This window comes from Chryseobacterium sp. Leaf394 (assembly GCF_001424105.1).
GTDB lineage: Bacteria > Bacteroidota > Bacteroidia > Flavobacteriales > Weeksellaceae > Chryseobacterium.
The window spans coordinates 1,441,120-1,467,400 of the sequence record NZ_LMQH01000011.1 but is presented as its reverse complement, the minus strand read 5'-3'; the positions used below and the strand labels follow the sequence as shown (position 1 = coordinate 1,467,400).

The 26,281-nt window shown below is 36.8% G+C and carries 25 protein-coding genes; 10 read left to right on the top strand and 15 right to left on the bottom strand.

Annotated features, from left to right (window positions below; genetic code table 11):
* Positions 1-17: 17 nt before the first annotated feature.
* From ASG21_RS11215 to ASG21_RS11205, 3 genes are all read right to left on the bottom strand, one after another.
* Positions 18-530: a hypothetical protein gene (locus tag ASG21_RS11215; protein ID WP_056079800.1), complete on the bottom strand. Its 513-nt coding sequence runs from the start codon at positions 528-530 to the stop codon at positions 18-20.
* A gap of 84 nt (positions 531-614) precedes the next feature.
* On the bottom strand, positions 615-1,208 hold the full coding sequence (locus ASG21_RS11210; protein ID WP_056079798.1) for a nucleosidase: 594 nt from the start codon (positions 1,206-1,208) through the stop codon (positions 615-617).
* A 68-nt stretch (positions 1,209-1,276) separates the two neighbouring features.
* A complete protein-coding gene (locus ASG21_RS11205) occupies positions 1,277-1,969 on the bottom strand; it encodes a DsbA family oxidoreductase (protein WP_056079795.1) in 693 nt (230 codons plus the stop codon).
* Positions 1,970-2,177: 208 nt separating this feature from the next.
* On the opposite strand from ASG21_RS11205, the gene ASG21_RS11200 reads away from it, so the two are divergent.
* Together ASG21_RS11200 and ASG21_RS11195 are read left to right on the top strand one after the other, a co-directional pair.
* Positions 2,178-3,041, top strand: a complete 864-nt coding sequence (locus ASG21_RS11200; RefSeq protein WP_056079792.1) for a GLPGLI family protein — start codon at positions 2,178-2,180, stop codon at positions 3,039-3,041.
* Between the two features lie 12 nt (positions 3,042-3,053).
* Positions 3,054-3,395 carry a hypothetical protein gene (locus ASG21_RS11195; protein ID WP_056079789.1) on the top strand — a complete coding sequence of 114 codons (342 nt, stop codon included), beginning with the start codon at positions 3,054-3,056 and terminating at the stop codon, positions 3,393-3,395.
* A gap of 87 nt (positions 3,396-3,482) precedes the next feature.
* Here the strand turns inward: ASG21_RS11195 and ASG21_RS11190 are convergent, their stop codons facing one another.
* Genes ASG21_RS11190 through ASG21_RS11180 form a run of 3 tightly spaced genes read right to left on the bottom strand, consistent with a single transcriptional unit; the run spans position 3,483 to position 5,716 of the window.
* Positions 3,483-4,169, bottom strand: a complete 687-nt coding sequence (locus ASG21_RS11190) for a Bax inhibitor-1 family protein (protein WP_056079786.1) — start codon at positions 4,167-4,169, stop codon at positions 3,483-3,485.
* A 25-nt stretch (positions 4,170-4,194) separates the two neighbouring features.
* Positions 4,195-4,644 (bottom strand): hypothetical protein, encoded by a 450-nt coding sequence (locus tag ASG21_RS11185; RefSeq protein WP_056079784.1) that lies wholly within the window; start codon positions 4,642-4,644, stop codon positions 4,195-4,197.
* Between the two features lie 37 nt (positions 4,645-4,681).
* Positions 4,682-5,716 (bottom strand): acyl-CoA reductase, encoded by a 1,035-nt coding sequence (locus ASG21_RS11180; RefSeq protein ID WP_056079781.1) that lies wholly within the window; start codon positions 5,714-5,716, stop codon positions 4,682-4,684.
* A gap of 58 nt (positions 5,717-5,774) precedes the next feature.
* Between ASG21_RS11180 and ASG21_RS11175 the strand changes: the two genes are divergently transcribed.
* The 5 genes from ASG21_RS11175 (at position 5,775) to ASG21_RS11155 (ending at position 11,075) form a co-directional block, all read left to right on the top strand.
* Complete coding sequence (locus ASG21_RS11175; RefSeq protein ID WP_056079778.1) at positions 5,775-6,125, top strand: 4Fe-4S dicluster domain-containing protein; 351 nt, start codon at positions 5,775-5,777, stop codon at positions 6,123-6,125.
* Positions 6,126-6,240: 115 nt separating this feature from the next.
* Complete coding sequence (gene serC / locus ASG21_RS11170) at positions 6,241-7,305, top strand: 3-phosphoserine/phosphohydroxythreonine transaminase (protein ID WP_056079775.1); 1,065 nt, start codon at positions 6,241-6,243, stop codon at positions 7,303-7,305.
* A 108-nt stretch (positions 7,306-7,413) separates the two neighbouring features.
* Positions 7,414-8,373 (top strand): D-2-hydroxyacid dehydrogenase, encoded by a 960-nt coding sequence (locus tag ASG21_RS11165; protein WP_056082346.1) that lies wholly within the window; start codon positions 7,414-7,416, stop codon positions 8,371-8,373.
* A gap of 6 nt (positions 8,374-8,379) precedes the next feature.
* Positions 8,380-9,624 carry a DUF1015 domain-containing protein gene (locus ASG21_RS11160; RefSeq protein WP_056079772.1) on the top strand — a complete coding sequence of 415 codons (1,245 nt, stop codon included), beginning with the start codon at positions 8,380-8,382 and terminating at the stop codon, positions 9,622-9,624.
* A gap of 53 nt (positions 9,625-9,677) precedes the next feature.
* Positions 9,678-11,075, top strand: a complete 1,398-nt coding sequence (locus ASG21_RS11155; protein ID WP_056079769.1) for a M28 family peptidase — start codon at positions 9,678-9,680, stop codon at positions 11,073-11,075.
* A 50-nt stretch (positions 11,076-11,125) separates the two neighbouring features.
* On the opposite strand, the gene ASG21_RS11150 is transcribed toward ASG21_RS11155, so the two are convergent.
* From ASG21_RS11150 to ASG21_RS11130, 5 genes are all read right to left on the bottom strand, one after another.
* Positions 11,126-11,383: a hypothetical protein gene (locus ASG21_RS11150; RefSeq protein WP_056079766.1), complete on the bottom strand. Its 258-nt coding sequence runs from the start codon at positions 11,381-11,383 to the stop codon at positions 11,126-11,128.
* A gap of 308 nt (positions 11,384-11,691) precedes the next feature.
* Complete coding sequence (locus ASG21_RS11145; RefSeq protein WP_056079763.1) at positions 11,692-12,753, bottom strand: aldose epimerase family protein; 1,062 nt, start codon at positions 12,751-12,753, stop codon at positions 11,692-11,694.
* 118 nt (positions 12,754-12,871) lie between these two features.
* Positions 12,872-13,069 (bottom strand): hypothetical protein, encoded by a 198-nt coding sequence (locus tag ASG21_RS20070; protein ID WP_128414284.1) that lies wholly within the window; start codon positions 13,067-13,069, stop codon positions 12,872-12,874.
* A gap of 63 nt (positions 13,070-13,132) precedes the next feature.
* Positions 13,133-14,296: a MalY/PatB family protein gene (locus ASG21_RS11135; protein ID WP_056079757.1), complete on the bottom strand. Its 1,164-nt coding sequence runs from the start codon at positions 14,294-14,296 to the stop codon at positions 13,133-13,135.
* Between the two features lie 94 nt (positions 14,297-14,390).
* The gene (locus tag ASG21_RS11130) at positions 14,391-17,279 is read right to left on the bottom strand and encodes an AsmA-like C-terminal region-containing protein (protein WP_056079753.1); all 2,889 of its coding nucleotides are present in this window, start codon (positions 17,277-17,279) and stop codon (positions 14,391-14,393) included.
* A gap of 192 nt (positions 17,280-17,471) precedes the next feature.
* Here ASG21_RS11130 and ASG21_RS19940 point away from each other — a divergent pair, with 192 nt between their 5' ends.
* The 3 genes from ASG21_RS19940 (at position 17,472) to ASG21_RS11115 (ending at position 20,814) form a co-directional block, all read left to right on the top strand.
* A complete protein-coding gene (locus tag ASG21_RS19940; protein WP_082482416.1) occupies positions 17,472-19,493 on the top strand; it encodes an ATP-binding protein in 2,022 nt (673 codons plus the stop codon).
* Positions 19,494-19,651: 158 nt separating this feature from the next.
* On the top strand, positions 19,652-20,014 hold the full coding sequence (locus ASG21_RS11120; RefSeq protein ID WP_056079750.1) for a response regulator: 363 nt from the start codon (positions 19,652-19,654) through the stop codon (positions 20,012-20,014).
* Positions 20,015-20,217: 203 nt separating this feature from the next.
* Positions 20,218-20,814, top strand: a complete 597-nt coding sequence (locus ASG21_RS11115; protein WP_056079747.1) for a Crp/Fnr family transcriptional regulator — start codon at positions 20,218-20,220, stop codon at positions 20,812-20,814.
* Positions 20,815-20,891: 77 nt separating this feature from the next.
* Here ASG21_RS11115 and ASG21_RS11110 read toward each other — a convergent pair whose 3' ends face one another.
* The 4 genes from ASG21_RS11110 to ASG21_RS11095 all read right to left on the bottom strand — a co-directional run bounded on the left by ASG21_RS11110 (position 20,892) and on the right by ASG21_RS11095 (position 26,107).
* Entirely contained in the window at positions 20,892-22,058 is a 1,167-nt protein-coding gene (locus ASG21_RS11110; RefSeq protein WP_056079745.1) for a zinc-dependent alcohol dehydrogenase, read from the bottom strand.
* A 3-nt stretch (positions 22,059-22,061) separates the two neighbouring features.
* Entirely contained in the window at positions 22,062-24,227 is a 2,166-nt protein-coding gene (locus tag ASG21_RS11105; protein ID WP_056079742.1) for a catalase, read from the bottom strand.
* 517 nt (positions 24,228-24,744) lie between these two features.
* Positions 24,745-25,341: a Crp/Fnr family transcriptional regulator gene (locus tag ASG21_RS11100; protein ID WP_056079739.1), complete on the bottom strand. Its 597-nt coding sequence runs from the start codon at positions 25,339-25,341 to the stop codon at positions 24,745-24,747.
* A 268-nt stretch (positions 25,342-25,609) separates the two neighbouring features.
* Positions 25,610-26,107 carry a nicotinamide-nucleotide amidohydrolase family protein gene (locus ASG21_RS11095; RefSeq protein ID WP_056079735.1) on the bottom strand — a complete coding sequence of 166 codons (498 nt, stop codon included), beginning with the start codon at positions 26,105-26,107 and terminating at the stop codon, positions 25,610-25,612.
* Positions 26,108-26,281 lie beyond the last annotated feature (174 nt).

The window sequence follows — 26,281 nt, the reverse complement described above, 5'->3', positions numbered from 1 at the left end:
ATAAATTATTATTTTAGTTATGCAATGAGTATAATTTCTTTTCTGAGATCTTCGATTGTTTCTGAAACATAATCGTTTTCGCCCATGTAATTCATCAGAAAAACAGTTTTAAAATCACTTAAAGTAGCATTATCACTCATGCTGCTGTATGTTTTGTGCAATAGTTCTATCACAGCTGTTTTAGAATCTGCAATATTTTTCCAGGAATTTTTTGTGATGTACAGCTGCTGTGAAGCATTGTATTCAAACTCTTCAGTGATAGACCTTTCCGTGAGATAAATAAATTCATGCACCGCAAGATCTTTATCAAATTTCTGTATGAGATTGGAAGGTTTTATCCGGTCTAAGAAAAGCGTCATCCTTTCGTAAGAATGTGTTTTGTTTTCTGAATTGGATTTTACGCCAAGCAGCTTCAGTTCCTGATTTTTCAGGTTGATGTAGCTGTACACAAACTGTCTGAGCAAAACCAAAAACGGGATGGCAATAATCAGTGCAAATGCGTATGGTAAATATTCTGTGAGTCCTGTCATAATTTGAGGCTACAAAATTACGATATTTTCTCTTAAAAATGAGTAATTGATTTGTTTGCCCTGAAAGATTATTTAAATTTAAATCTAAAGCAGTTCTTCTTTAAATAAAATGTTCTTAAAAGCCTCCGCAGCAAGGTGTACCTGCACTGCCCAATCGTCGGCTGCATCACTGTTGGCATCATCTGAAATGTATTTCAGAGATATAAAAGGTATGTTTTCCTGCCACGCAATTAATGCAAGTGAATAGGCTTCCATATCGATGACGTTGTATTCTGTATTGATGTGGTTGGTCTCAAAACTGTCGCCAGTTCCGCAGATTCCGGTGGGAAGATTCTCAATTTCAATTCCGTTTTCCAGAATGATTGGAATGTTGGAAAGCGGTGTCTCAAATTTTTGAAAACCAAGTCCTCTAACATCCATATCGCGCTGAATAAATTTTGTACAGCAAACGACATCTCCTTTTTTAAAACCAAAACCACCTGCCGAACCGAGATTCACAATCAATTTCGGTCTTTTTTCGTGAATGGCTTTCGTGAGATTGATTGCTGCTGTTACTTTCCCAATTCCTGTGATGAGTTTTCGGGTATGATTAAACATTTCTTTAGCTTCAAATTCCAGTGCGAAAACGAAAAGTATATCTTCTAAAGGATAATGATGGTCTTTATTGAATTGAATCATTTTTTAGGTTGAGGCAAAGGTTAAGGTTAAGGTTAAGGATGTGTTTATAAGAAAATTTTAGATTTAATTTAAATATTACAGCCATTTTCTCCACAAGATGCGTCGTTACTGTTGCTCGCAGTGACTGTATTTTCATTGTATGCCTGAGTAATTGCTTCTATAAAAGTTTCTACAGGTTGTGCACCTGAAACACCGTATTTCTGATCAATCACAAAAAATGGAACTCCGGAAATACCAAGTTGGGAAGCTTCAATAATTTCATGTTTCACTTCAAGATCAATTTCCCTGCTTGAGAGTGCTTCAGTAATATTTTCAGATTTTAAACCTAATTTTTCACCTAAACTGATCAGTGTTTTATCATCGCCGATATTTTTCCCTTCAAGAAAGTGAGCTTTAAAAAGTTCTTCTTCCATCTCAGCACCCAGCTGATGTTTTTTAGCTAAATGAATAAGTTTGTGCGCCGGAAAAGTATTGGTAATAATGGCATTTTCAAAATTAAAATCAATTCCTACAGATTTTCCCATCTCGGTCACCTGAGCAGTCATTTGCTCTGCCTGGGCTTCGGGAAAACCTTTTTTATCTCTGAAATATTCTGCAGTTGTAGTAGCCACGCCAGTTTCAAGACTTGGATCAAGCTGAAAACTTTTCCATTCAACTTCAATTTTATCTTTAAAGGAAAATTCTTCCAGAGCTTTTTCAAAATTCTTTTTTCCAATGTAGCAAAACGGACACATCACGTCTGACCAGATTTCAATCTTCATTCTTATAATTTAAAGGGTAAAGATAAAAATAATGTTGCTGGATTCATAGATCTGGCAAATGACTTATGTTGTTTTTGTTAAATTTTAATGTGTTTTTCAAAAAATTTAAATTTAAAGGTTAAAATATGTTATTTTTTCAATCCGAAGTGATTTTAGTAAAGATTAATTTCTACTTTTATTCCCAGTTAAAGTGATTTAAAAAATATTTATGAAAATAATTTCTACTGCAGTTTTTTGTTTGATGGCAGGCGTTTTATCGGCTCAGTCTGCACAGTTTATCTACGAATATAAGTTTAAAATTGATTCGCTCAACAGAGATAAAGTCACTGTTGAAAATATGGTTCTGGAAACAGGAAGTGAAGGCTCAAGATTTGTAAGTCAGAAAAAAATTGCTTCTGATTCTATTTTAAATGCGAATATAAAAAAGATGATGGCAGGCGGAGGAAACCATATTGATATGACAGGAACGCCACAACCAACAGTTCGCTCTGAAGTCATTAAAAAATATCCTTCCTATGAAACAGTGTATAAAACTACACCAGGTTCTACTCCGTTGGCAGTTTCCATCTCCAAAAAGCCTGAGTGGAAAATTTCAACAGATAAGTCTGATGTTTTAGGTTACAGGGTACAGAAAGCGACAACGAAATTTGCGGGTAGAGAATGGACTGCCTGGTTTGCTCCCGAACTGCCTATCCAGGATGGTCCGCATCAGTTTTATGGGCTTCCGGGTCTGATTGTAAAAATTGAAGATTCTAAAAACGATCACACATTTGTTTTAATTGCAACCAGGAAAGTTTCTTCTGAAGAGCCTGAAAAAAAATCCAGAATGGCAAATAGAGAAATCGCTTTGGATGAAGAAAAATTCAGAAAATTCTGGGCTGACTATAAAAAAGACCCCGTGAAAGATATGAGGCAACAGATTACATCAGTCTCAGGAGGAGTAGTTACATCGATGACTTTTAACGGCAAAAGCTACTCGCAGGAAGAAATGATGAGAGAATCTGAAAAAAACAGAAAAGAGAGCCTCAAAAAAACCAACAATTTTTTAAACCTCGAACTATACAGACCTTAAAAATATTTAATTATGATGAACGTAAAACTACTTTTGGGAGGTGTGATGATTACTGTTTCAACTTTGATCTTTGCACAACAGAAAGAAGATTTTTTTAAAATTGCAGGAGATTCGGGAGTTGTAAACAAGAAAGATAGCACTGTCGTTTACACTGGCAACGTTAGTTTTAATTCTCCCAATCTTACTTTTAATCAGGCTGAAAAAGTAATTGTAGATTATCGCACCAATGATGTCAAAATTTACAGACCAAAAAATTTAAAACTGATAGAACTTAATGAGCTTGAAAAGCTTGGTGAAAAAAAACAAGTAGATTATATGGTATTCAATACCAAAACAAAGAAACTCACTTTATAAAAGAATTTCTCCCTATAAATATCTATTCAAAAAGAAACAGCCACTGAAAATCAGCGGCTGTTTTATTGTATGTAAATGTTTTTAAAATTAATCTCTTCTGCTCATCAAAATACTTAAAATATACCAGAACAAAAGCATAATTGAAGCAAATAGCTGCAAAGCTGCGCCCACATACTGATCTGTAGCATAAGCGTCTTTCAGTTTGCTGGTTTGGTAAAGAATAGTTGCTGATGCCAGGATCACCATTCCTACTGAAAACCACAGACCGAGGTTGAAACCGAAAAGCATTCCTCCTACAATCAGTCCGATAGCGATGAAACCACCGATGGTAATGATATTTCTAAGGAATGAAAAATCTCTTTTGGAAGTAAAAGCAATTGCAGAAATTCCTGCAAACATCGCAACTGTTAGTGTTGCCGCCTGGAAAATCACCTCGCCTCCTGAGTACAACATCGCAAGGTAAATCATCGGTAAGAAAATCGCAGCTTCAAGGATAACGTAAAAAGCCAAACCAAAATACTGCGTTGACTTGTTGAGTGAAAGCGACCATTTGGTGGCTAAAAATGAAGCCAGCCAAAATACTCCGATGATCAGAAGCCACAGATAACGCTGGGCGAACATCGCCAAAATCATCTGTTCAGGAACGATCTTGAGCAATACTGTTTCAACACCGATAAATGCCAAAATTGCCAAAGCAACGTGTGTGTAAGTTTTTCTGTAGAAATCGCCTCTCTCCAGATCGGTAGATTGCGAAACTAAAACATTCGTGTTCATAATTATATAATATCTGTTTAAATTTTTATTGTCTGAATTCAGGTTTTATACCTAAAATTTTTCCGTTTTCTTCGAAGATTGCCGTTACCAGATCAGCGGGTGGCACAGATTTGTCATCTGCAAATTTATACTGAATAGCAGGATAAGTTTCATTGTTGATAATTGTCTGATAACCGCTTTTGTACACCTCCATTTTTCTGTCGAAACTAATGCCCCCAGACAGTTTTTTAATGTGTTCGTCAGTAACTATTTCCTTCACTTTTTCGGAAAGTAAAGACGAAATTTTTGTTTTATCTGAATTTTTCATCGCTGATACAAAGCTTTGAAAATTAGAATCATACAGTTTTATTTTATCCTTTGAAAGTTCAGATTTCAAATCTGTTTTTTTACTTTCAACGATCCTGATTCCTCCAGACGTCTGCGAGAAAAAAAGTTGTGATAAAATCAGTGCCGAAAAAATAATCAGCTTTTTCATATTTTGGATTTTGATAACATGAAGATACAAAAAATTATCAGATTACAGACAGAAATTCCATTGTATCCACATTATCTGCGTAGGTATCTAATGATGGGTTCTGAGCCTCGCCAAACGCAACAGCATTTTCAATATTTTTATCTTTAGAAACCACGCACTGAATGTTTTCTTCGTTTTCAGCGATAAAACTTTTCACTTCATCAATATTTTCATATCTGCTGAAATGAATCACAGAAAGCGGACTGAATAATTTCTCATCCTCCTTCAGCATCACAAAATTATTATCCCAGAATTTATCCTGATTCAAAAGGTAAACAGCTCTGTTGTAGTCGTAATTATTGGCGTATTTATTATGATTGATGATTTCTTTAAAATCAATAAAACTTTCAAAAACTCTGTCGATTACAAAATCCTTGGGAATAAAAAGTCGGGTCACATTTCTGCATCCCAAACCAAAATACTGAAAAATATCACTCGCCAAAAGCCTGAGCTCCTCAGCAGTTTCATTTCCTGAAATGACTCCTACAGAAGTTCGGTTTCTGCGGATTATCGAATGGTGATCTTTAAAATAATACTCCAGATATCGCGCTGTATTGTTGCTTCCTGTTGCAATTACTGCATCAAAATCATCCAGTCTTTCCACAATTTCGTACTGAAGACTGCCGTTGGAGATCTCTTTCCATTTTTTAAGCAAAAAAGGAAGCATTGATTTGTCTTTTGATGATAATTTAATGACTGGAATATGATTACTTAAAATTACAGAAATCACATCGTGAAAACCCACCAACGGAATATTTCCAGCTAGAATAAGTCCTACCCTTTTCTGAATTTTATTTTCGGGATATTTACTGAGCCACTGCTCGATTTGGGACTGATTTAAAACAGAAACCCACTGTTCCAAAGCTAATTTTTGATTTTCCTGCGTAAACCACGGATTTTCAATTTCAGATTTCCGAAGTATTTGTTCGAATTCTAAATCATTTTCATTAAATTTACCAGAATCTTTTGATAAATATGTGTTTATCCAGTCACTTAACTGGACAAGTTCTAAAACTCTCTGCTCAACATTCATAATTCGCTTCAGTTTGGGAATATTTTGTAATTTTGTGCAAATTTAAAAAAAATTAGCGATGGCTATTAAAATAACTGATGAATGCATTAATTGCGGAGCCTGCGAACCGGAATGTCCCAACAATGCAATATATGAAGGAGCCGTAGACTGGAAAGCTTCTGAAGGCACCGAACTCAGCGGAAAAGTAACCATGCCTTCGGGTCTTACAATCGATGCAGATTCACCTCAGGAACCTGTAAGTGATGATGTGTATTTTATCGTTACAGATAAATGTACTGAATGTAAAGGCTTCCACGAAGAGCCACAGTGTGCAGCGGTTTGTCCTGTAGACTGTTGTGTACCGGATGAAGATCATGTAGAAACCGAAGAAGCACTGCTTGAGAAAAAAGCATTCCTTCATGGTGAATAAAATACGCCGTCTCAATTGAAATGAGGCGGTTTTTTTTTATCTTTAAACTTTTAAAATTAATAAACTCTAATAAATAAACCGCAGCGTAGAAAACTGCAAAAAACAAATTGAAATTATGGGCAAAAAGCACAACTTCAGCGCAGGACCTTGTATCTTACCTCAGGAAGTCTTTCAGAAATCAGCAGAAGCAATCCTGGATTTTAACGGAATCGGTCTTTCTCTTCTTGAGATCTCACACAGAAGTAAAGATTTTGTAGCTGTAATGGACGAAGCGCGTGCAATTGTTAAGAGATTAATGAATCTTGGTGATGATTATGAAGTACTTTATCTGGGTGGCGGAGCAAGTTTACAGTTTGCGATGGTGCCTTACAATATTCTGAAAGTTGGCGGTAAAGCAGCATATCTTGATACAGGAGTTTGGGCTGCCGGAGCAATCAAGGAAGCTAAAAAAGTAGGTGAAGTTGATGTTTTAGGTTCTTCGAAAGAAGACAACTACTCTTATATTCCGAAAGATTATAAAGTAGGTTCAGAATACGATTATTTTCACTGTACATCAAACAATACAATTTACGGAACACAGATCAAAGAGTTTCCTGAAGTGGATACACTGATGGTTTGTGATATGAGTTCAGATATTTTTTCAAGACAACTCGATTTCTCAAAATTTGATTTAATCTATGCCGGAGCTCAGAAAAATATGGGCCCAGCCGGAGTTACTCTTGTGGTCATTAAAAAAGAAATTTTAGGAAAAACAGGAAGAGAAAATATGTTCTCAATTTTGGATTATTCCCAGCATATTTCAAAGGAATCTATGTACAACACGCCACCGGTTTTCCCAGTTTATGCTACTTTGCTCACTTTGCAGCATTTAGAAAACAATGGAGGAATCGCAGCTGCCGAGGAAAGAAATATTGCCAAAGCAAAACTTTTATACGATACCATTGATAATCATCCTTTATTTGAAACCTACTGCCGCGATGAAGACCGTTCTTTGATGAATGTCTCATTTAAATTAATTGATGACTCAAAGAAAGAAGAATTTGACACAGCATGGAAATCTGCCGGCATCAGCGGGCTGAACGGCCACCGCAGTTTAGGGGGATACCGTGCAAGTATTTACAACGCCTTACCGATTGAAAGTGTGCAGGTTTTGGTAGATGTGATGAATTCAATAAAATAACTTATATTAGACGACCCAATTTTTAATATAATTAAAAGTAAAATATCAGACATTGGAACGGGATTTTTTCTTTTTCTGATGTCTGATATTGAATAAATAAAAATGAGCATGAAAATTTTAGCCAACGACGGAATTTCAAAAAGCGGAGAAGCTGCGCTCAAAAATGCGGGCTTCGAGTTTTTGGAGCACAAAGTTGCTCAGGATCACCTTGCTAATTTTATCAACGAAAACAGTGTAAACGTTCTTCTTGTAAGAAGTGCAACTAAAGTTCGAAAAGAGCTCATTGACGCATGCCCGTCTCTGAAAATTGTAGGACGCGGCGGTATCGGAATGGATAATATCGATGTGGAATACGCCATTGAAAAGGGTCTTTATGTAATTAATACACCAACTGCTTCATCAAAATCGGTAGCTGAATTGGTTTTCGGACATTTTTTCTCTCTTGCGAGATTTCTTCATGAGTCCAACCGTCTGATGCCTCTGGAAGGAGACACGCATTTCGATGCCATGAAAAAATCTTTCAACAAAGCTTCTGAGCTTTCCGGTAAAACCTTGGGTGTGATCGGTTTTGGAAGCATCGGACAGGAAGTGGTGAAAATCGGTATTTCTTTAGGAATGAAAATTAAAGTTCTGACCAGAAAACCACGAACTGAAATTTTGAAACTTGATTTTTTTGACGGTCAGAGTTTAAATTTTGAAATCACATCCACCAATGATACTGACGAATTTCTGAAGGAAACAGATTTTATCAGCATCAACACACCAAAAACCACAGAATATATTATTGATGCTCCACAGTTTGAAAAAATGAAAGATGGAGTGTTTATTGTAAATACAGCAAGAGGCGGAGTTCTGAATGAAGTTGCCTTGCTCGATTATATTGAAAGCGGAAAAGTTGCCGGTGCAGCTCTGGATGTTTTCGAAAACGAACCCAAACCTGAACTCATTCTTCTGATGAATCCAAACCTCTCGCTTTCACCACACGTAGGCGGAAATACGATGGATGCACAGGAGAAAATAGGGATTGAGCTTGCTGAGCAAATCATTAAAATCAACCAAACTATATAATAAAATATGCCTGTTTTTAGACCATTCCGCGGAATAAGACCTCATAAAGATCATGAGGCAACGTTCCCTACGCACCCTTTAGATAATTTCACTCAGGCTCAGATCACAGAAAAGGCTCAGAAGGAAAACACATATATCAATATGATAAAGCCCTATGTGGTGAGCAAATCTAAAGATGTAGACAGGAATTTAAGGAAAATACGCACTACTTTTGAAGAACTTTTAGAAGAAAATATATTGGTGCAGGACAGCTCTGCTTTTTATCTTTATGAGCAGATTTATCCTAACAAACAAGTGTACAGAGGATTGATGGGTCTTGCCAGCATCGAAGATTTCTGGAACGGAAAAATCAAGAGACACGAAAGTACAATTCCTCAGAAAAAAGAGAAACTGGCTCATTATCTTGACAAAGTGAATTTGCAGGCCGAACCGGTTTTACTGACGTATCAGTCGAGTCCTAAAATTGAGCTTCTGATGAATCATGAGGAAAAAAATGTTCCTATTTTTAATCATGTAGATACCATCGGAATCCGACACAAGATCTGGAAAATTGATAACAGACTGAAACTTCAGCAGTTTAAAGAAGTTATTGACCAGATTGACTCTTTTTACATCGCCGACGGACACCACAGAATTGGTTCAACGGCTTTACATGCCCAACGTCTCAAAGAAAAGAACAAAAGGCACTCAGGAACAGAAGCTTATAATTTTGTTTACAGCTTTATTGTTTCAAACCAATCTATCAAGATTCATGATTATAACCGTATTGTAACTGATCTCAATGGCTTGTCAACAGAGGAGTTTTTAAAGAAACTTGATAAATATTTTTTAATTCACGAAAAAGGTGAAACGCCTTACTACCCTTCTCAGAAATTCCACATTTCAATGTATCTTGACGGGAAATATTATTCTCTTCACGTAAAACACGACCTCCGTTCGCAGGAAATGTCTTTGGATAATCTGGATCACCATCTTTTGGACAAATACATCATCAATGATATTTTAAATATAGAAGATTCAGACAGTTCAGATAAAATCTCTTACGTAAAAGGTTCTTCCAATCTGGCAGGAATTAATCTTCTGAAAGAAAAAGTAGACAATGGTGAGGGCAAAGTAGGATTTGGAATTTTTCCTGTAAGTTTTAATGATATGATTAAAATTTCCGATTTAAAACTGAGAATGCCTCCAAAGTGTACTTTTATTGAGCCAAAATTGGTTACTGCACTGTTAATGTATGACATGAAGCAGTAATTATTTTATTTTTTAATTAAATTTATGCTCTGAAATGATTCGGGCAGTTTAAAATGAAAAAAATTCTCATTATACTTCCACTCTTTCTGAGTGGATTTTTATTTTCACAGAAAAAACCTGTAAGGAAGCCAAAACCGGCAGCTGAAAAGTTCAATTATCATTCTGAATTCAAAAAAATATCAGATGAAATTATGATCAATGGCGCTGCCTACAACAATTTGGGAGAATTGACCAAAGGTGTTGGGGCCAGATTCAGCGGAACTGCAGGTTATGCAAAAGCAGCCGACTGGGCAGAAAAAAATCTGAAAGAAGCAGGCGCAGAAAAGGTCTGGCGGCAGGATGTAAAAGTTCCGGTATGGATTCGTGGCCGCGAATCTCTCCAAATCAAAACATCAAATGGTGAATGGAAATCCATAAGAATGCTCTCATTCGGAAATTCTGAAGGCACAGGTGGGAAAGATCTGATAGCGGACCTGATGATGATTAATGACGTAAAAGATTTAAATAAACTTACCTCTGCTGATGTAAAAGATAAAATCATTTTTGTGAACCATCCGATGGATCAGACGTATGTAAGTACAGTTGATGCCTATCTGAATGCTGCAAAAAATAAGCTTCTCGCTGCTTCAGTTATTGGTCAAAAAGGCGCGAAAGGTTTAATCATAAGATCATTGACTACGGCGAATGACGATGTTCCGCATGCAAAAATGATTGTTTACGAACCTGACGATAAAGCAAGAATTCCGGCCGTAACCATCGGAGCAAAATCTGCAGATGAGCTTCAGAACCTTTTGTCTAAACAAAATGTAAAGGCAAAACTGAACATGTCTGCACAGTCGAAAGGAGAAACAGTCAATCAGAATATCATTGCAGAAATTCCCGGAAAAAAAGACGGAAAAATAATTTTACTGGGCGCTCAGCTGGATTCGTGGGATTTTGCTGAAGGCGCACATGATGACGGCGCCGGCGTAGTGCAGTGCATCGAGGTTTTGCGTGCATTCAAATCTTTAGGTCTGGAAAATAATCACACTATCCGTGTTGTTCTGTTTGCAAACAGCGAGAACGGCGGACAGGGACGCGATATGTATGCTGCTTACGTAAAGAAAAAGGAAGAAAAACACATTCTGGCATTGGGTTCAGACTCCGGTGGATATTCACCGCGAGGTTTCAGATTAGACATGTCTCCACAACGGAGAAGACTTATCTTTGAATGGAAAAATTATTTCCTTCCGTATGGCGTCTATGATTTTGATCAGACCGAAGCTATTCAGGATGTTTTGCCGTTGAAAAAAATAGATATTCCCCTTGCTGAGATGGTGGTTGATACCCAGAGATATTTTGACTATCATCACTCAACCGAAGATACTTTTGATAAGGTCAACAGGCGCGAACTCCTTCTGGGAGCCGTCGTCATGAGTCAGATGGTTTTTATGATTGATAAAAACTGGTAAAAGAAAAACGGTACTTTTCGGTACCGTTTTTTATTTTTTATAGCCTGTATTTATACAAAATCGAAGCAATGTCTGTATTTACTGTCTGAAATCTTGCTGATAAAGTGACCGTACTGAGGGAAAATTACGCCTCTCTCCTCTTCGATACACAGGATTTTGCTTTCCTCGTCGTAATAAAGTGAGAAATATTCAAAACTCTCGTTGTCAATGGATTCTAAAAAAGTTTGGATTTCTGAAATTGTGATTCCGTTTATGGCAATGTCGCCCAAAAGATCACCTGTCTCTGATAAGAACTGGATTTTTTTCATCTTTGTATTTTTTGACCAAAATTAATAAAAATTTTGCAATAAGCAAGAAAAAAAATCTTTAGTTAATAATTTTATATGTTTTCATATAAACTGATGTTATTTTGTATTTTTATGTAAAATAATTGTCAAAATGAGATTTATTAACGAAATAATTTAATCATTTCCACATTTTCTCAATTATCAAATTCAATATATAATGATTAAATGTGTAAATTTTAAATAATTAATTAAAAATAATAGCAAATTTTATTATCAATCAAAATTTCTACTTAAAAATATTATAGTAACTAAAAGTAACAGTTGATGTGTTATGATCTTACAGAAAACCGGAATATAGTTTTGCTTTTGTAAAATTCACCGGCATTTAAAATTGTTGAAGGAAAGTGATCCTGATTTGGTGAGTTTGGAAAATGTTGAGTTTCAAGGCAGAGTCCGGTTCGGAAAGTATTATATCCACCTGTTTTGGTTTCATATTTTCCGTCAAGAAAATTTCCTGTGTACAACTGAATTCCCGGCTCGGTGGTCAATATTTCCATATTTCTTCCTGATTTTCGATGGTACAGATTTCCTGCAATTTGCGATTCTGACTCTTTCAACACCCAGCAGTGATCATATCCGTTTCCAAAAACTAGTTGCTCATGGTCATGATTAATATCTCTCCCGATTTCTTTCATTATGTTAAAATCAAACGGAGTATTTTTCACGCTACAGATTTTACCTGTAGGAATTGAATTTCCATCGATGGGCAGAAAATAATCTGCATGAATCTGCAGTTCATGATCTGTGATTTCTGCAGAATGCTTACCCGAAAGATTAAAATAGGAATGCTGTGTCAGATTAATAACTGTAGCCCGATCTGTTTCAGCAGAATATTCAATTTCAAGAGCATTATCAGCTCTCAATGTATAAATTACTGTGACAGAAAGATTCCCGGGAAAGCCTTCTTCACCATCTGCGCTGTGATAATACAAAGCCAGAGAATCACATTCTGGTTTCTCCAGAATTTCTGCACGCCAGATTTTATTGGCAAATCCTTCTTTACCTCCGTGAATATGATTATTACCCTCGTTTTTGGTCACCTGATATTCTCTGCCGTCAATAGCAAAACGGGCATTCGAAATTCGGTTTGCATACCTTCCTACAACAGCTCCGTAGGTATATTGATTAGAATTGAAATAATCTTCAGGATTTTTAAAACCTAAAACCACATCTTCAAATTTTCCATCTTTGTCGGGAACGAAAATTGAAGTTATGATTGCTCCGAAATTGATGATTTCCAGCTGCATCCCGTTTTCATTACGGAGTATAAATTGATGTACAGCTTCTCCCTGTGAGGTACGGGCGAATTCCTGAGAGATTATTTTATTCATGCGATGGCTACAGTTTGTTAAGATTTTGAAACGTTGATGCAATTTCTGTAAAACCCGTCAATAAAGCAAGACAAAGATTTTGAAAATGAAAAAAGCTCCTTGTGGAGCTTTATTGTAATCAGATTTCTTTTGAGATCTTAATTTTTTCTGAGAATGCAATTTTTTCAGTTGCCTTTTGCTGGTTCATTCCGTGGGGAGGTCTTGGTCTTTCGGGTCTGCGTGGCGGTTCAGGTCTTGGTGGTCTTGGTGGCGGATGGCATGCTGCCAGCATAAATGCCAGTGTAAAAACTGAATAGATTTTTGATGAATTTTTCATATTGATTCATTTTGATGTATTTACTTTTAATCAATCAAAATGCCAAATAGGAATAAATTGTGATTAGTTGTTAGAATTCACGAAATTTTCCAGTCTGTGTAGTCCTTCCGTTAGAATTTCTCTCGGACAGGCAATATTCATCCGCATAAAACCTTCGCCTGCAGAACCGTATCTGTTTCCTGCATTGAGTTTAAGCTTAGCTTCGATGATTAATCTATCTTCTAAAATTGTTGAACTTAAATTTAAATTTTTGCAGTCAATCCACATCAAATACGTTGATTCAGACTGAACTACTTTCAGCTGAGGAAGCCTTTCATTGAAGTATCTTTTAGTAAAAATAAAATTATCAAAAATGTACTTTTTCATTTCCATCATCCAGTTTTCACCTGAATTATAAGCTGCAATAAAAGCCTCTGCAGAAAAAGGGTTGATCCATTCTGTTTCCTGCTGCTGAAGGGTTTTCCGGACTTTTTCCAAATGATCTTTCTGATCTGAAATGATATAAGCTGTTGATAGGCCTGAAAGATTGAACGTTTTGCATGGTGAACCCAATGTAAAAGAAATGAGGTCGTAATCTGCAGCAATTTTCGCAAACGGAATATGTTTCAAATCTTCAAAAACCAGATCAGAATGAATTTCGTCGGAGATCACAATCACATTATTTCGTGAACAGATTTCAGCGATTTTCCGGAGATCGTCTTCTGTCCATAATTTTCCGACAGGATTGTGTGGATTACAGAACAGTAAAAATCTTGTTAATGGATCAGATGTTTTCAGTTCCAAATCATCAAAATCCATTGAATAAGAGTTGTTCTGATAAATTAAATCATTGTAAACCGTTTCAGCACCGCTGTTTTTCACAGTTTCAAAAAAATGATCGTATACCGGTGGCTGAAGAATTATTTTTTCATCCTTCCCCAAAAACGTTCTGATGATTGCAGAAATTCCCAGCAACATTCCCGGAACCGGAAGAATTTGATCTGCAGAAACCGTAAAGTCATGATGTTTCTGCAACCAACTGATGGTGCTTATCTTAAATTCTTCTGAAAGAAACTGGTAGCCCATCATTCCTGATATGGCCTTATCAGTAATGGCTTTCTGTATTTCCGGTGCGATTTTAAAATCCATATCAGCCACCCACATCGGCAGAATATCGTCAGCAAAAAAGTCCCATTTTACGGAGTTGGTCTTTCTTCTTTCGATAATTTCATCAAAATTATATTTCATTTAGTTTGATTTAAGTTTAAAGATAAAAAAAACATCAAAACTCTTATCAATAAAAGCTTTGATGATTTTTTAAAATTATGTTTAAAGTTATATTCTATTTTTTCAGATTTTTGTCGATCTGTTTTTCTGCAGATTTGGCCTTATTCTCCTGAGCTTTCTTATCTAAACGCTGCTGTCTGCGGGTTTTCTTTGCTGCTCTTTGCTCCTGCCTGATTACTTTATTTATCTTTTTGTTGTAAAGTGCTTCTGTGATTCCCTGTCCGTTTTTACTTAGAAATTTGATTTTTGGTTTTTCGTGCGTTCCGGTTACCACGACTGGCAAACCTATCCATCCGCCTGGTGGCAATCCAATTCTAACTAACAGATCAAGAAGCCCGTTAAAACTTGTAGTTCCGCTCACAGAAGGCCTTAGCATCGAAACTTTAAAAGTAAATTTATCTACGTGAATCAGATTGTTTTTAATGTGCGTTTCAATGTCAACACCTTTCATATCCGGATCATTAAAACCTTTTGAACCAATACCGTTTCCGACTGCTGAAAGCATTTTCAGATTTTTAACTTCCACATCCCGAAGGTTAATCACACCACCGCCTTCAAGCGACGGATAGATTGGGTTCATATTTTTATCAAAATCACCTTTCAGTTTGTAGTCAATGGAGACAATTCCTTTCACGTCTTTTGCAGAAGTTGCAACCTCCCGAATCATGTCGATTTCTTTATAAGCTCTCTGAACATTGAAATCCTGAACTTTCACAGCTACATCATAATTAGCCGTCAGCGGTGATTCGTCCTGATACCTCGCATCAATACCCATCCGGCTTCCGATAATATCAAAGGTTGTGTTTTTTAAATAAACCTGACCCGAATTTACCGACGCAGTTCCCTTCACATTATTTAAGGCTAAACCCTGAAATTCGACCTTTCGTGCATTAACGGCCAGTGCAACATCCAGATTTTTTGGGATGACAACTACCCCGCTGCTACTGGGATTTTCTACTTTGGCATATTCTACATCAATTGATTTTTTAGAGTTGTCACCACTTTTTAAAGCCATAAATTCATCCACGAGAATGTATTTTGAATTTAAATTAAACTTCCCGTGAAGAGTCCCTTTCCTTTCAATAAAATAATTGATGGTATTGATGAGATGGCCGTTCAGAGCAAAATCAGACTTTCCATAACTGGCAAAAAACTTCCTGAACCACATTTTTTCATTTTCAAATTCGAAGTTTCCTTCCTTGATGAAAAAAGATTTCGGAAGCGTTTCTGTTGTTGCTTTGATATTTTTTAGAATCAGAGTTCCTCTGTTATCCAGTTTGCTGTACTGACCTGTTGTTGCATAGCTTTGTCGGCCGTTCAGAGATAAATTTGCCATAATTAAACCTGAAACATCGAAACCTTTTTTAGCAAAGACTTTGTAGATTCTTCCTACATTCAATGTTCCTTTTGCACGTACTTTATACAGAAGATCTTCAAAATTCTGCAGATCAGCATTGATGAATACAGGGTTTCCTTCAAAATCAAATTTAAAAGGATCGAGTTTAACACCTAAACTTTTAAATGTGCCGTCTGTATTGCTCACATTCGCAAGGATATTGATATTTTGAATTGCATTAGGATAGTAAGATGTTTTCAGCCAGCCATTTTTCAGATTGAAATATCCTTTTGTTTTTGGGAAAAGTTTTTTATCTAAATTAAAAATTCCGTTGGATTGAATATCGGTGTCGATAAAGCCTTTCATATCAATTTCATTGAGACCCAATGCATCATCCAGAGTCTGAAGATTGACTGCACCTTTTATTTTGGCATCAACTAAGATTTCATCCAGTCCTTTAGTTTTTACAACTGCTCTGAAACTGTTACTTTTACCCAGATCGAAACTCAGATTTTTAAGGTCAATCGTGAGTTCATCGGTATTTAAGGCAGGAAGTGCTACATTTAAATCCATGTTTAAATTATTCATCGGAACGGGAGCTTTTGCATTCGAAACAAATCCTTCTTTTACCAAAAGTCTTGCTTTAAGGTCGGGTTTTAAATTTTTTGCTTCGCTGAATTTTCCTTTTAAACTGAAAAACAGATCACTGTTCCCCTGAATTTTCGTGTCTTTTGTCCATTCCAGATACTGCGGTGGCAGAACTGAGATCATATCCCGAATTGTCGTTTTTTCTGATGCAGCTTTAATGTCTAAATCATATCCGTCTTTCAGAATACTCAGATAACCTGTAAATTTTAACGGAAGTTCGTTGATTCTCAATTCGTTTTTTCTTAGAACGAAAGTTAATGCATTGGTATTGATTCTGGTGATTAGATCTGCATGTAAGGTTTTCTGTTTTGCATAATAGATACGGTCTAAGCTGAAATCAAGTTTATCGATATCAAGGTCGGTCTGAAGGTCAAAAACATCTTCGCTCAAGCCTCCTTTTCCTGTGTAGCTCAGGCCTTTTGCATCGACCAAAACTCTGGCAGAAAGATCATGATATTTGATATTCCAGTTTTTCAGCCTTATTAAATCCAGTTTTATTGAAGCACCTCCTTTTGCTGTATCTTTTGGCTTGTCGGAAGGTTTGGAAACATAAACATTATAGTTCGCCTCCCCTTTTGTATTCACGAAAACATTGGCAACAGCATCTGTAACGTAGATTTCGTCGATTTTAACTTCACCGTCGAAAATAAGATTCTTAAGATTGATTCCCACCGCAACTTCGTTTGCTGCAAGTAATGTGTCTTTCGCAAAGGGTTTTGATCCTTTCAAAAGAAATTCATCCACTGAAACAGTGAGTGAAGGAAAATGTCTGAAGAACGTAAGATGCGTTTTCTTATAATCAAGTTCACCGGCAAGGTGCCTGTTTGCAAATGCCTTTACCTGCTGCGAAATGGTTCCCGGAAAAAGAACAGGAATAATAAACATTAAAAAAAGTATTGTCACGATGGCAATTCCGAGCCATTTGAATATTTTCAGGATAACTGTTTTCAGCTTTTTCATAATAAAAGATTTGGTGATGATTTCAGAGGAATTTTCAGAAAAAAACCGGAAAAAATCATTGATTATGTGTCTTGAACAAAATCTGTACCTCTACACTCCGGCAGTTGTTTTCTCCAACCCTTTTAAAAAATATTAGCATACTGTTTGATTATCAAATTTCCATACTTTTACAAATCTTAATTACGCCACTTAATGATTGACAATACTTTTGGTATCAATATAATCCCTGCAAATGAGGATGAAAGATTACAGGCATTATACCGCTACAGAATCACGGATACACCTTCAGAGGAAAGTTTTGACGGAATTGTACAGCTGGCTGCTCAGATTTTTGACGTGCCGGTAGCACTCATCTCTTTGGTGGATGCAGAATCTGTGTTTTTCAAAGCAAATTACGGAATGGGTAATGCAAAAAAAGCCAACCGTGGAAAAAGTCTGTGCTCACTCGCGGTTCTGGATGCGGACGTGACGGTTTTTGAAGATGCTCTGAAGGAACCCTGTCTACTTTCAAATCCGAATGTAACTGGTGATTTCGGATTGAGATTCTATGCAGGTGCACCATTGACCACGCACGACGGGCATTTAATTGGAACGCTCTGCATCATTGATCAGAAAGCGAGAACTTTTGACAATCATGAAAGAAAAATACTGCAGGGACTGGCAAAAACAGCGATGGATCAGATTGAGCTGAGACTTTCTGCGTTGGGAACTATTGAGAAACTTGCAAAAATTAACGACGAGGCCAAAGAGTACAATACGAAACTTAATCTTGCAAATCAGCAGTTAGAGCAGAGTGAACTCCGACTGAAATCATTTATTACCAAAGCTCCTGTAGCTTTCGGAATTTTACGTGGTGAAGATTTAATTGTTGAAACAGCCAATGAAATGATCTTGAAAGTCTGGCGAAAAGACAGGGATGTGATTGGAAAGCCTATTAGAGAAGCACTTCCTGAACTGAAAGATCAACCTTATTTCGGGATTTTATCCGATGTCCTGAAAACCGGAAAAACATTTTTAGGAAATACCGCCAAAGCCCTCCTGGAAGATGACGGCATACTGCATGAAGGCTGGTTTGATTTTGTTTATGAACCTTTAAAAGATGAGAACGGTCAAACCACATCAATCATTGTAATTGCGAACGATGTTACCGAGCGGATAAATAAAAGAGATGAACTTGAAAATCTGAACCAGAGATATGAACTGGCATTAAAAGCAGGTCAGCTGGGAACCTACACTCTGGATCTGAAGACCGGAAAAATGCTTTGCAGCGAAGTATGCAGAAGCAACTACGGAAGATCAAAAGACGATAAATTTGATTTCGAAGATTTTATTGAAACGGTGGTTCCTGAGCACAGAAAACTTGTGACTGCAAAAATAAACGAATCTATAAAAAACGCTACTCTCTTCAATTCAGAATATCTCATACAGCGACCCGACGGTTCATTTCACTGGATGGATGCTTCAGGTCTGCCAAGCTATGACGCAGATGGAAATCCTGCTTTTATAACAGGTGTAGCCACAGATGTTACAAAAAGGAAAAATTATGAGACGCAGAAAGATGATTTTCTCAGCATCGCAAGCCATGAATTGAAAACGCCTATTACAAGCCTAAAGGCGAGCATTCAGCTTCTGAACAGACTGAAGAATAAACCAACGCACGAAAAAATTCCAAAGCTGATAGAGCAGTCCGCAAAAAGTATTGAAAAAATAACTGTTTTGGTTGATGATCTTTTGAATTTAAACCGACTGAGCGGTGGAAAAATGGAACTGGTCAAATCTGAATTCACTGTGTCGGAAATGCTGGAGTCCTGCTGTCAGTTTTTAAGACTTACTGATAGCCACACCGTAAAAATCACTGGAGATCTGGAGATTAAGGCATTTGCTGATGAAGACCGTATTGATCAGGTCGTGGTCAATTTTCTGAATAATGCAATGAAGTATGCTTCCCAATCTAAGGAAATATGTTTGAATATTGAAAAATCAGATCACTTTATTAAAATAAGTGTTCAGGATTTTGGTGAAGGAATTGATCAGGATATACAGCCGTATTTATTTGAAAGGTATTTCAGGGCAAACCATAAGGAGAAACACTATTCAGGTTTAGGCCTCGGACTTTACATTTCTGCGGAAATTATCAAACGGCATGGAGGTGAAATCGGTGTTTACAGCAAAAAAGGAAACGGAAGCACATTTTGGTTCACTATTCCTGTTTAGATTTTGGCTCTGTATGAATTCATGGTGATACTTACGTTTTGAGGTAAATTATATGATCATTCTCTGCTGATTTTTAAACTGAAAATAATTTTTAGATTTTTTTAAAAGAAAAATGCACTCAGATATTTGGTTGGCTTCGGTTTTGCTTATCCACGGATATGAAAACTATCTATATCGTTGAAGATGAGACGGGCATCAGAGATGCTTTACAACTGCTCTTGTCATTTGAAAATTATGAAGTACGCTCGTTCTCAACCATCGAGGCGTTTAACAGCCGAAATCAATCTGAAAATCCGGATATTTTTATTCTGGATGTAATGATGCCCGATGGATTGGGCACAGATGTCTGCAATAAACTTAAAGAAGATTCTGCGACGTCAGAAATCCCTGTTATGATCATGAGTGCTCACGCCAAAAACGCAGAAGTTACGAAGAGCTGCAATGCAGATATTTTTGTGAGCAAGCCTTTTGATATCGATGATGTGATCCAGAAGATTGAGGATCTGACTCAGAAAAATTAAAGCAAACTTTATTATAAAATCAATAAACCGGAGGCAATTTTGTTTTTGGTTTTTTTTGACATCACTGCAGGGATCAAATTCAAAAAAAGAAATTCCTGTATTATTCTGTATTTATTATGATCTGAATCATAAAGGCATGTGTATTGATGGCTTACCTTTAAATAAAACTATAACTGATATATTTAATTGAAAACTAACTAATTATGTTAATTGAAAAGGAACTCTTACTGAAATACGGGGCTACCGAAGAAACCTTCAGCCGCTCCGAAACAATCTTTGATGAGGGAGATACACCAAAATACTATTATCAGATTACTTCAGGCAGAATAAAACTGAATCACTACAATGATGAAGGCAAAGAACTGATTCTGGCAATTCTTGATAAGGGCTTGAGTGTATGTGAATTGCTTTTGTTTATCGACAAAACCTATCCTGTAAATGCAGTAACTTTCGAAAAAAGTAAGGTAATGAAACTTCCTAAGAAGGCTTTCAACCAACTTCTTGATGAAAATCCTCAGGCAGCAGCTGATATCCGCAGATTTCTGTCGGAACGATTGTACTACAAATACATCATGCTGGAAAATAATTCAGCCTTGAGTCCTGATAAAAGAATTAAAGGAACTTTGGAATACCATAAAAGTTTCAGTGGAAATAAAGAAAAGTTTTCTTATGAAATTCCTCTCACAAGGCAACAAATTGCGGCACTAACCGCACTTCGCGTGGAAACGGTCATCAGAACGGTAAAAAGACTTGAAAAAGAAAATTATCTTAAAATTATAAACAGAAAAATTTACATTTAAACAATTTAAATGTTCCTAAATAAAACAACAGCTTCAGAAATGAAGCTGTTGTTGGTTATAAATTGTATGAGAAAGTATTAACTCCAGGGATCGAGGATTACTTTCACACATCCATCTTCTTTTTTATCGAAGATTTGATAGCCTTTTGCTACGTCATTTAGAGAAAGACGGTGCGTGATAATATCATCAAGACGAACCTGTCCGCTCTCTACATATTTTAAAAGTTTGTCTATAATGGCGTGCACCGGTGCCTGACCTGCTCTCAGAATAATTCCTTTATCGAAAATCTGTCCGAGTCTGAAATTATCATAATTAACGGCATAAACTCCGAGTACAGAAACAGTTCCGCCTCTTCTCACTCCGCTCATGCAGGCTTCCAAAACTTTCATAGAACCTTTTTCAAAATTGACAACAGCTTTCGCACGATCCAGAAAAGAACGTTCGGGTTCAAAACCTACTGCATCAATGCAAAGATCGGCTCCACGGCCGTGGGTCATTTCTCTTATTTTCTCCACTGTAGATTCTGCATCTTCCCACAAAATCGTTTCACAGCCTGTGAGTTTTTTGATCTGATCCAATCTGTACTGCAAAGTATCAATCACGATTACTTTTCCGGCATTGTGAAGAATAGCACTTTTTACAGACATCGAACCTACAGGACCTGCGCCAAAGATGGCAACAGATTCTCCGCCTTTCAGATCTCCCCACATTACTCCGGTGTATCCGGTCGGGAAAATATCGGTGAGGAATAATGCCTGTTCATCTGTGAGGATATCCGGCACTTTTCGCGGACCAAAATTGGCATACGGAACTCTTACATACTGAGCCTGACCACCGTTATATCCACCGTACAAATCTGTGTAACCAAACATTCCGCCACCCTTTTCAGTCATGATTCCGCCTTCGGGACCATAGTTTTCAGGATTGGAATTTTCACAACCTCCGGGGAGGTCATTTTCACAGAAATAACAGCAACCGCATGCAATGGGAAATGGAACTACTACCCTGTCTCCCTGATGAAGATGAGTAATGTTTTTTCCTTTTTCTACGATTTCGCCCATAAACTCGTGTCCCATCACCATCGGTCGTGGCTGTGGAATTCCACCTGAATACATGTGCAGATCGCTGCCGCAAATGGCGGTGGAAGTCACTTTTAAAATGATGTCATTTTCGTCCTGAATCGTAGGATCTTCTACTGTATCACAGGTAATAACGCCTGGAGAATGAAAAACTGCTGCTTTCATCTGTTAATTTTTTGAAAGGTCTTCATTTTTGATAAATCCGTTTCTGTGTTTTTCAAACTCCCAGACTCTGTGAGAAGCGATCGCTGTAATGAAACTGTCATCTGAATCGTTTTTCTTAGCTGAAATAACGGCAGGATCATCAGAATGGAAGTCGGTCAGATCTGTTTTATCAAAAAGTGCATCTGTTTCTTTATCAAAGAAAACTGCTTTACAATGTCTGTATGCTTCGTTTACAAATTCTACAACACTGTTTTTGTAGTCAGGCTGAAGCCATTGCTGGGTGGATGCTGATCCGGCAGCTATATAAACTGCATCAAAGCAAACACTCATGGTGCTTGATATTGAATGTTTTGGGGTAAGCTCAGTACCGTCATCAGATTTTACAGGAGCCATTTCAGGAGCTACAAACTGTACGGTTGCACCTTTTGATTCAAGTTTAGACTTCAGCTCTGAAACACGTGCTGCATTGCAGCCGTCTGCAACTAAGAATGCAATAATTCTTGATTCAACAGAGTCTTTAACCGTATTTTTCATGCTCAGGGCATCTGAAGAATTCAGTGAAGTCTCACGTTCTTCGCTTTGCAATGCTTCAGGATCGGCGTCGGCAGGAATACTTCCGTTGGGTTGTTCAAGAGTTTTCACCTCTACTCCCACTTTTTCGGCTACCATTTTGGCTAAATCTTTATTGATAAAATTAAGCTGGGAAACCATTCTTTCTCTGATGGCAGGAATCGTCACTTTAGATAATTCGAATACCAGTGCTTTCTGTAAATGCGTTTTTTCCGGTTCAGACTGGCTGTTGTAGAATAATTTAGCCTGAGAATAATGTTCAACGAAAGATTCGCTTCTGGCTCTGATTTTTGTACCACTGATTCTCTCACCATAAGTATCAAAACCACCTTCCGACATCATTGCCTGGTAAGGACATCCTCCGCCCATTGAATTGGGTTCATAGCTTACCTTTCCTTTTGCAATCTGCTGTCTCATGTGCCCGTCACGCTGATTATTGTGTACGGTAGGGACAGATTTATTAATAGGAATTTCATGGAAATTTGGTGAGCCTAATCTTGAAAGCTGAGTATCTGTATATGAAAACAGACGGCCCTGCAATAATGGGTCATTCGTAAAATCAATTCCCGGAATCAAGTGACCGGGATGGAAAGCGATTTGCTCTGTTTCAGCAAAGAAATTATCAGGATTTCTGTTCAGAGTTAAAGTTCCCATAATTTCCACAGGAACGGTTTCTTCAGGAATAATTTTCGTAGGATCTAAAAGATCAAAATCAAAATCAAATTCATTTTCTTCCGGTACAATCTGTACACCTAAATCCCATTCAGGAAAAGCACCACTTTCGATGGCCTCCCAAAGATCTCTTCTGTGGAAATCCGGATCAGCACCTGAAATTTTCTGAGCCTCCGGCCATGCAACTGAGTGTACACCTAATTTTGGTTTTAAATGGAATTTCACAAAGAATGCGGCACCCTCACTGTTGATAAATCTGAATGAGTGAACACCAAAGCCTTCCATCATTCTGTAACTTCGTGGTAAAGCCCTGTCGCTCATCAGCCACATGATCATGTGCATACTTTCAGGCATCAGAGAAATAAAATCCCAGAATGTATCGTGTGCAGAGGCGGCCTGTGGAATTTCGTTATCAGGTTCAGGCTTTACGGCATGTACCAAATCGGGAAATTTCATTGCATCCTGAATAAAAAAAACAGGCATATTATTTCCTACTAAATCGTAGTTTCCTTCATCTGTATAAAATTTTATTGCAAAACCACGGACATCTCTCGCTAAATCTGTACTTCCTCTGCTGCCTGCAACAGTAGAAAATCTCACAAAAACGGGGGTCTCTTTTTCCAGATCGGTAAATAATTTAGCCTTGGTGAATTCCTGCATGTTTTTGCTCAGTTTAAAAACACCGTGCGCACCCGAACCTCTTGCGTGAACGATTCTTTCCGGAATTCTTTCATGGTCAAAATGGGTAATCTTTTCTCTCAGAATAAAATCTTCAAGGAGAGTTGCCCCGCGCTCACCGTCTTTCAGCGAATCCTGATTATTCCGAATCTTCAATCCCTGATTAGTGGTGAGTTTCTCATCAGAATTGTCTGTCTTGAAAAAATTCAGCTGATCCAGCTTGTCATTGTTTTTGTCGTTTGTATCCATATTAATTGTTTGTGTGATATTTTTTAAATTATTTTTGATTTAGATGAATTGTTCATTCATTGTTGAAGTAAGTAACCATATTTCATGCAGAATATAATCCAAACAGGCATTCTGTCTGGTGCTGAGTACAATTATAATTCTGATTTATTTTTTTCTGTCTGAAATATCTTTGCTGAAGGTCCCGATTTAAAGAGTATTCTGTATCGGTGTATTCACGAAAACTGTTTGTGACAAATACTGAGCCATGGAACGGTTACGCATAGATTTTCTGCAAAAGTTTTTTGGCTGTATCATGGACTGCATATCCACAGGAAAATTATTAATGCTGTTCCCTGAAACGGAACAACCTGGTAAAAAAGTTTTCATAAAATTAAATTTGATGTTGGTGTTACCAAATTTAACCTTATAAAAATTGATTTGTTATGACTGGAATCATACATTAAGCTTTCTTAGAGCAAAAAGATGAATAAATTTAGTTTATAAGAAAAAGGTTATTCAATTAATTTTTACAAAATCTTTAAAAGCAAATTTTCCCGTTGTTTATTTTGACAAAATTCTGCTTTTCGAGTTTTTTTACAGTTCTGATGACGGTTTCTACCCGCAATCCTGTGAGAGAAGCCAATTGACGTCTGGAGAATGGTACTGTAAACTGGAAGGGTTCATCAATCTGATGATGAGATTTTAGAAACTCCATCACCTTTAATATTCTGTGGGCGGGATTGTTGACGGACAGTGTAGTGAGCATTTTGTAACGGTAAAACATTCTCTCGGAGGTGTAAGACATCACCCGATTCATCAGAACAGAATCTGAATTGACAATATCTAAAAAAACATCTTTTCTCACCCTTAAAATTACGGCATCGTTCATCACCTCTGCATTGACGCAGTATGGAACATCATACCAAAGGAAAGTTTCAGCAATGCATTGTCCGTCTGACGGCAGACTGTGTATAAACTCGCTGCCGTCGTCTTTGTATGAATTAATTTTAATAAGTCCTGTCCGGATCTGGTAATAATATTTGGGTAATGAGCCCTCAGTTATAATAGTTTCACCTGCTTTACATTGTAGAATTTCTGCCCCATTTTTTAAAAGTAATTCTTCGTCAATAATCATAGATCATTATTAGTTTAGTAGAATATTAAAAATCTTTACGGAAAAAAAACTCCTTTATTTTCAATAAAACCGGCGGTAAAAATAGGCTTATAAAGCCGATTAATACTATGACTATAGACATAAGAAAATACAATTACATTTTATTATAATTCATATATTAATGAATTAATATTCATTGAATCTATTATAAAATTTTAATATTTAAGGGTTTATATTTTAATTTCTTTAAATCGATTATAAACCGATTCATGTCTGTAGAAATTCTTGATTAATCAGATTGAAGTTCAGAAAGTTTGGTTTTAAGACAGCCTAAAATAAATTCACAGTAATAAATCTGCGCATTTTGCTGATTTGTTCTTGGGTGAAGTTCCAGTTTTTTGCTGAATAGGATTTCATTTTTATAACTGAAACTGAAATAGGCAAAGATTTTAAAATCAGATTCTGCCACAGGTGTTGCATAACCTGTGACAGCGATTCCCCAGTCGGTTTCAAAAGATTTTGCAATGTTCAAAGCCATTACCTCTGCAATTTGCTCAGATACGCAGTCGCATTTTTCAGCTTGTATACGGTCGATTCCAAGGAATTTTACTTTTTCATCAATCGTGTATGCAGTAATTCCGCCGTGGTAATATCGTGAGGCATCAGCCATCTGTGAAAATGAAAACTGGAGAAAACCTGATGTCACACTTTCGGCGACAGAAACTGTTTCTTCAGCATTTAAGAGTAAATTTCCTACTTCAGACAATAGACTTCGTTCAATTTCCATAGCAATTGTATATTAAGATTTGATCATGTTTGGTGTTTTTTACCCATTTCAAATTTCAAGCCTTGATTTAAGTCAGTAATCATTTATAAAGGTCAAACAAATTAAAGTCTGTAAAATCAGACTGTTAATTTTTTTATAAATGTCGGATAGTTTTTAAATGAAATAACTGATTTG

Coding starts and splice junctions, on each gene's coding strand:
- ASG21_RS11215 (WP_056079800.1), bottom strand. CDS start 530: ATGACAGGACTCACAGAATATTTACCATACGCATTTGCACTGATTATT.
- ASG21_RS11210 (WP_056079798.1), bottom strand. CDS start 1,208: ATGATTCAATTCAATAAAGACCATCATTATCCTTTAGAAGATATACTT.
- ASG21_RS11205 (WP_056079795.1), bottom strand. CDS start 1,969: ATGAAGATTGAAATCTGGTCAGACGTGATGTGTCCGTTTTGCTACATT.
- ASG21_RS11200 (WP_056079792.1), top strand. CDS start 2,178: ATGAAAATAATTTCTACTGCAGTTTTTTGTTTGATGGCAGGCGTTTTA.
- ASG21_RS11195 (WP_056079789.1), top strand. CDS start 3,054: ATGATGAACGTAAAACTACTTTTGGGAGGTGTGATGATTACTGTTTCA.
- ASG21_RS11190 (WP_056079786.1), bottom strand. CDS start 4,169: ATGAACACGAATGTTTTAGTTTCGCAATCTACCGATCTGGAGAGAGGC.
- ASG21_RS11185 (WP_056079784.1), bottom strand. CDS start 4,644: ATGAAAAAGCTGATTATTTTTTCGGCACTGATTTTATCACAACTTTTT.
- ASG21_RS11180 (WP_056079781.1), bottom strand. CDS start 5,716: ATGAATGTTGAGCAGAGAGTTTTAGAACTTGTCCAGTTAAGTGACTGG.
- ASG21_RS11175 (WP_056079778.1), top strand. CDS start 5,775: ATGGCTATTAAAATAACTGATGAATGCATTAATTGCGGAGCCTGCGAA.
- serC (WP_056079775.1), top strand. CDS start 6,241: ATGGGCAAAAAGCACAACTTCAGCGCAGGACCTTGTATCTTACCTCAG.
- ASG21_RS11165 (WP_056082346.1), top strand. CDS start 7,414: ATGAAAATTTTAGCCAACGACGGAATTTCAAAAAGCGGAGAAGCTGCG.
- ASG21_RS11160 (WP_056079772.1), top strand. CDS start 8,380: ATGCCTGTTTTTAGACCATTCCGCGGAATAAGACCTCATAAAGATCAT.
- ASG21_RS11155 (WP_056079769.1), top strand. CDS start 9,678: ATGAAAAAAATTCTCATTATACTTCCACTCTTTCTGAGTGGATTTTTA.
- ASG21_RS11150 (WP_056079766.1), bottom strand. CDS start 11,383: ATGAAAAAAATCCAGTTCTTATCAGAGACAGGTGATCTTTTGGGCGAC.
- ASG21_RS11145 (WP_056079763.1), bottom strand. CDS start 12,753: ATGAATAAAATAATCTCTCAGGAATTCGCCCGTACCTCACAGGGAGAA.
- ASG21_RS20070 (WP_128414284.1), bottom strand. CDS start 13,069: ATGAAAAATTCATCAAAAATCTATTCAGTTTTTACACTGGCATTTATG.
- ASG21_RS11135 (WP_056079757.1), bottom strand. CDS start 14,296: ATGAAATATAATTTTGATGAAATTATCGAAAGAAGAAAGACCAACTCC.
- ASG21_RS11130 (WP_056079753.1), bottom strand. CDS start 17,279: ATGAAAAAGCTGAAAACAGTTATCCTGAAAATATTCAAATGGCTCGGA.
- ASG21_RS19940 (WP_082482416.1), top strand. CDS start 17,472: ATGATTGACAATACTTTTGGTATCAATATAATCCCTGCAAATGAGGAT.
- ASG21_RS11120 (WP_056079750.1), top strand. CDS start 19,652: ATGAAAACTATCTATATCGTTGAAGATGAGACGGGCATCAGAGATGCT.
- ASG21_RS11115 (WP_056079747.1), top strand. CDS start 20,218: ATGTTAATTGAAAAGGAACTCTTACTGAAATACGGGGCTACCGAAGAA.
- ASG21_RS11110 (WP_056079745.1), bottom strand. CDS start 22,058: ATGAAAGCAGCAGTTTTTCATTCTCCAGGCGTTATTACCTGTGATACA.
- ASG21_RS11105 (WP_056079742.1), bottom strand. CDS start 24,227: ATGGATACAAACGACAAAAACAATGACAAGCTGGATCAGCTGAATTTT.
- ASG21_RS11100 (WP_056079739.1), bottom strand. CDS start 25,341: ATGATTATTGACGAAGAATTACTTTTAAAAAATGGGGCAGAAATTCTA.
- ASG21_RS11095 (WP_056079735.1), bottom strand. CDS start 26,107: ATGGAAATTGAACGAAGTCTATTGTCTGAAGTAGGAAATTTACTCTTA.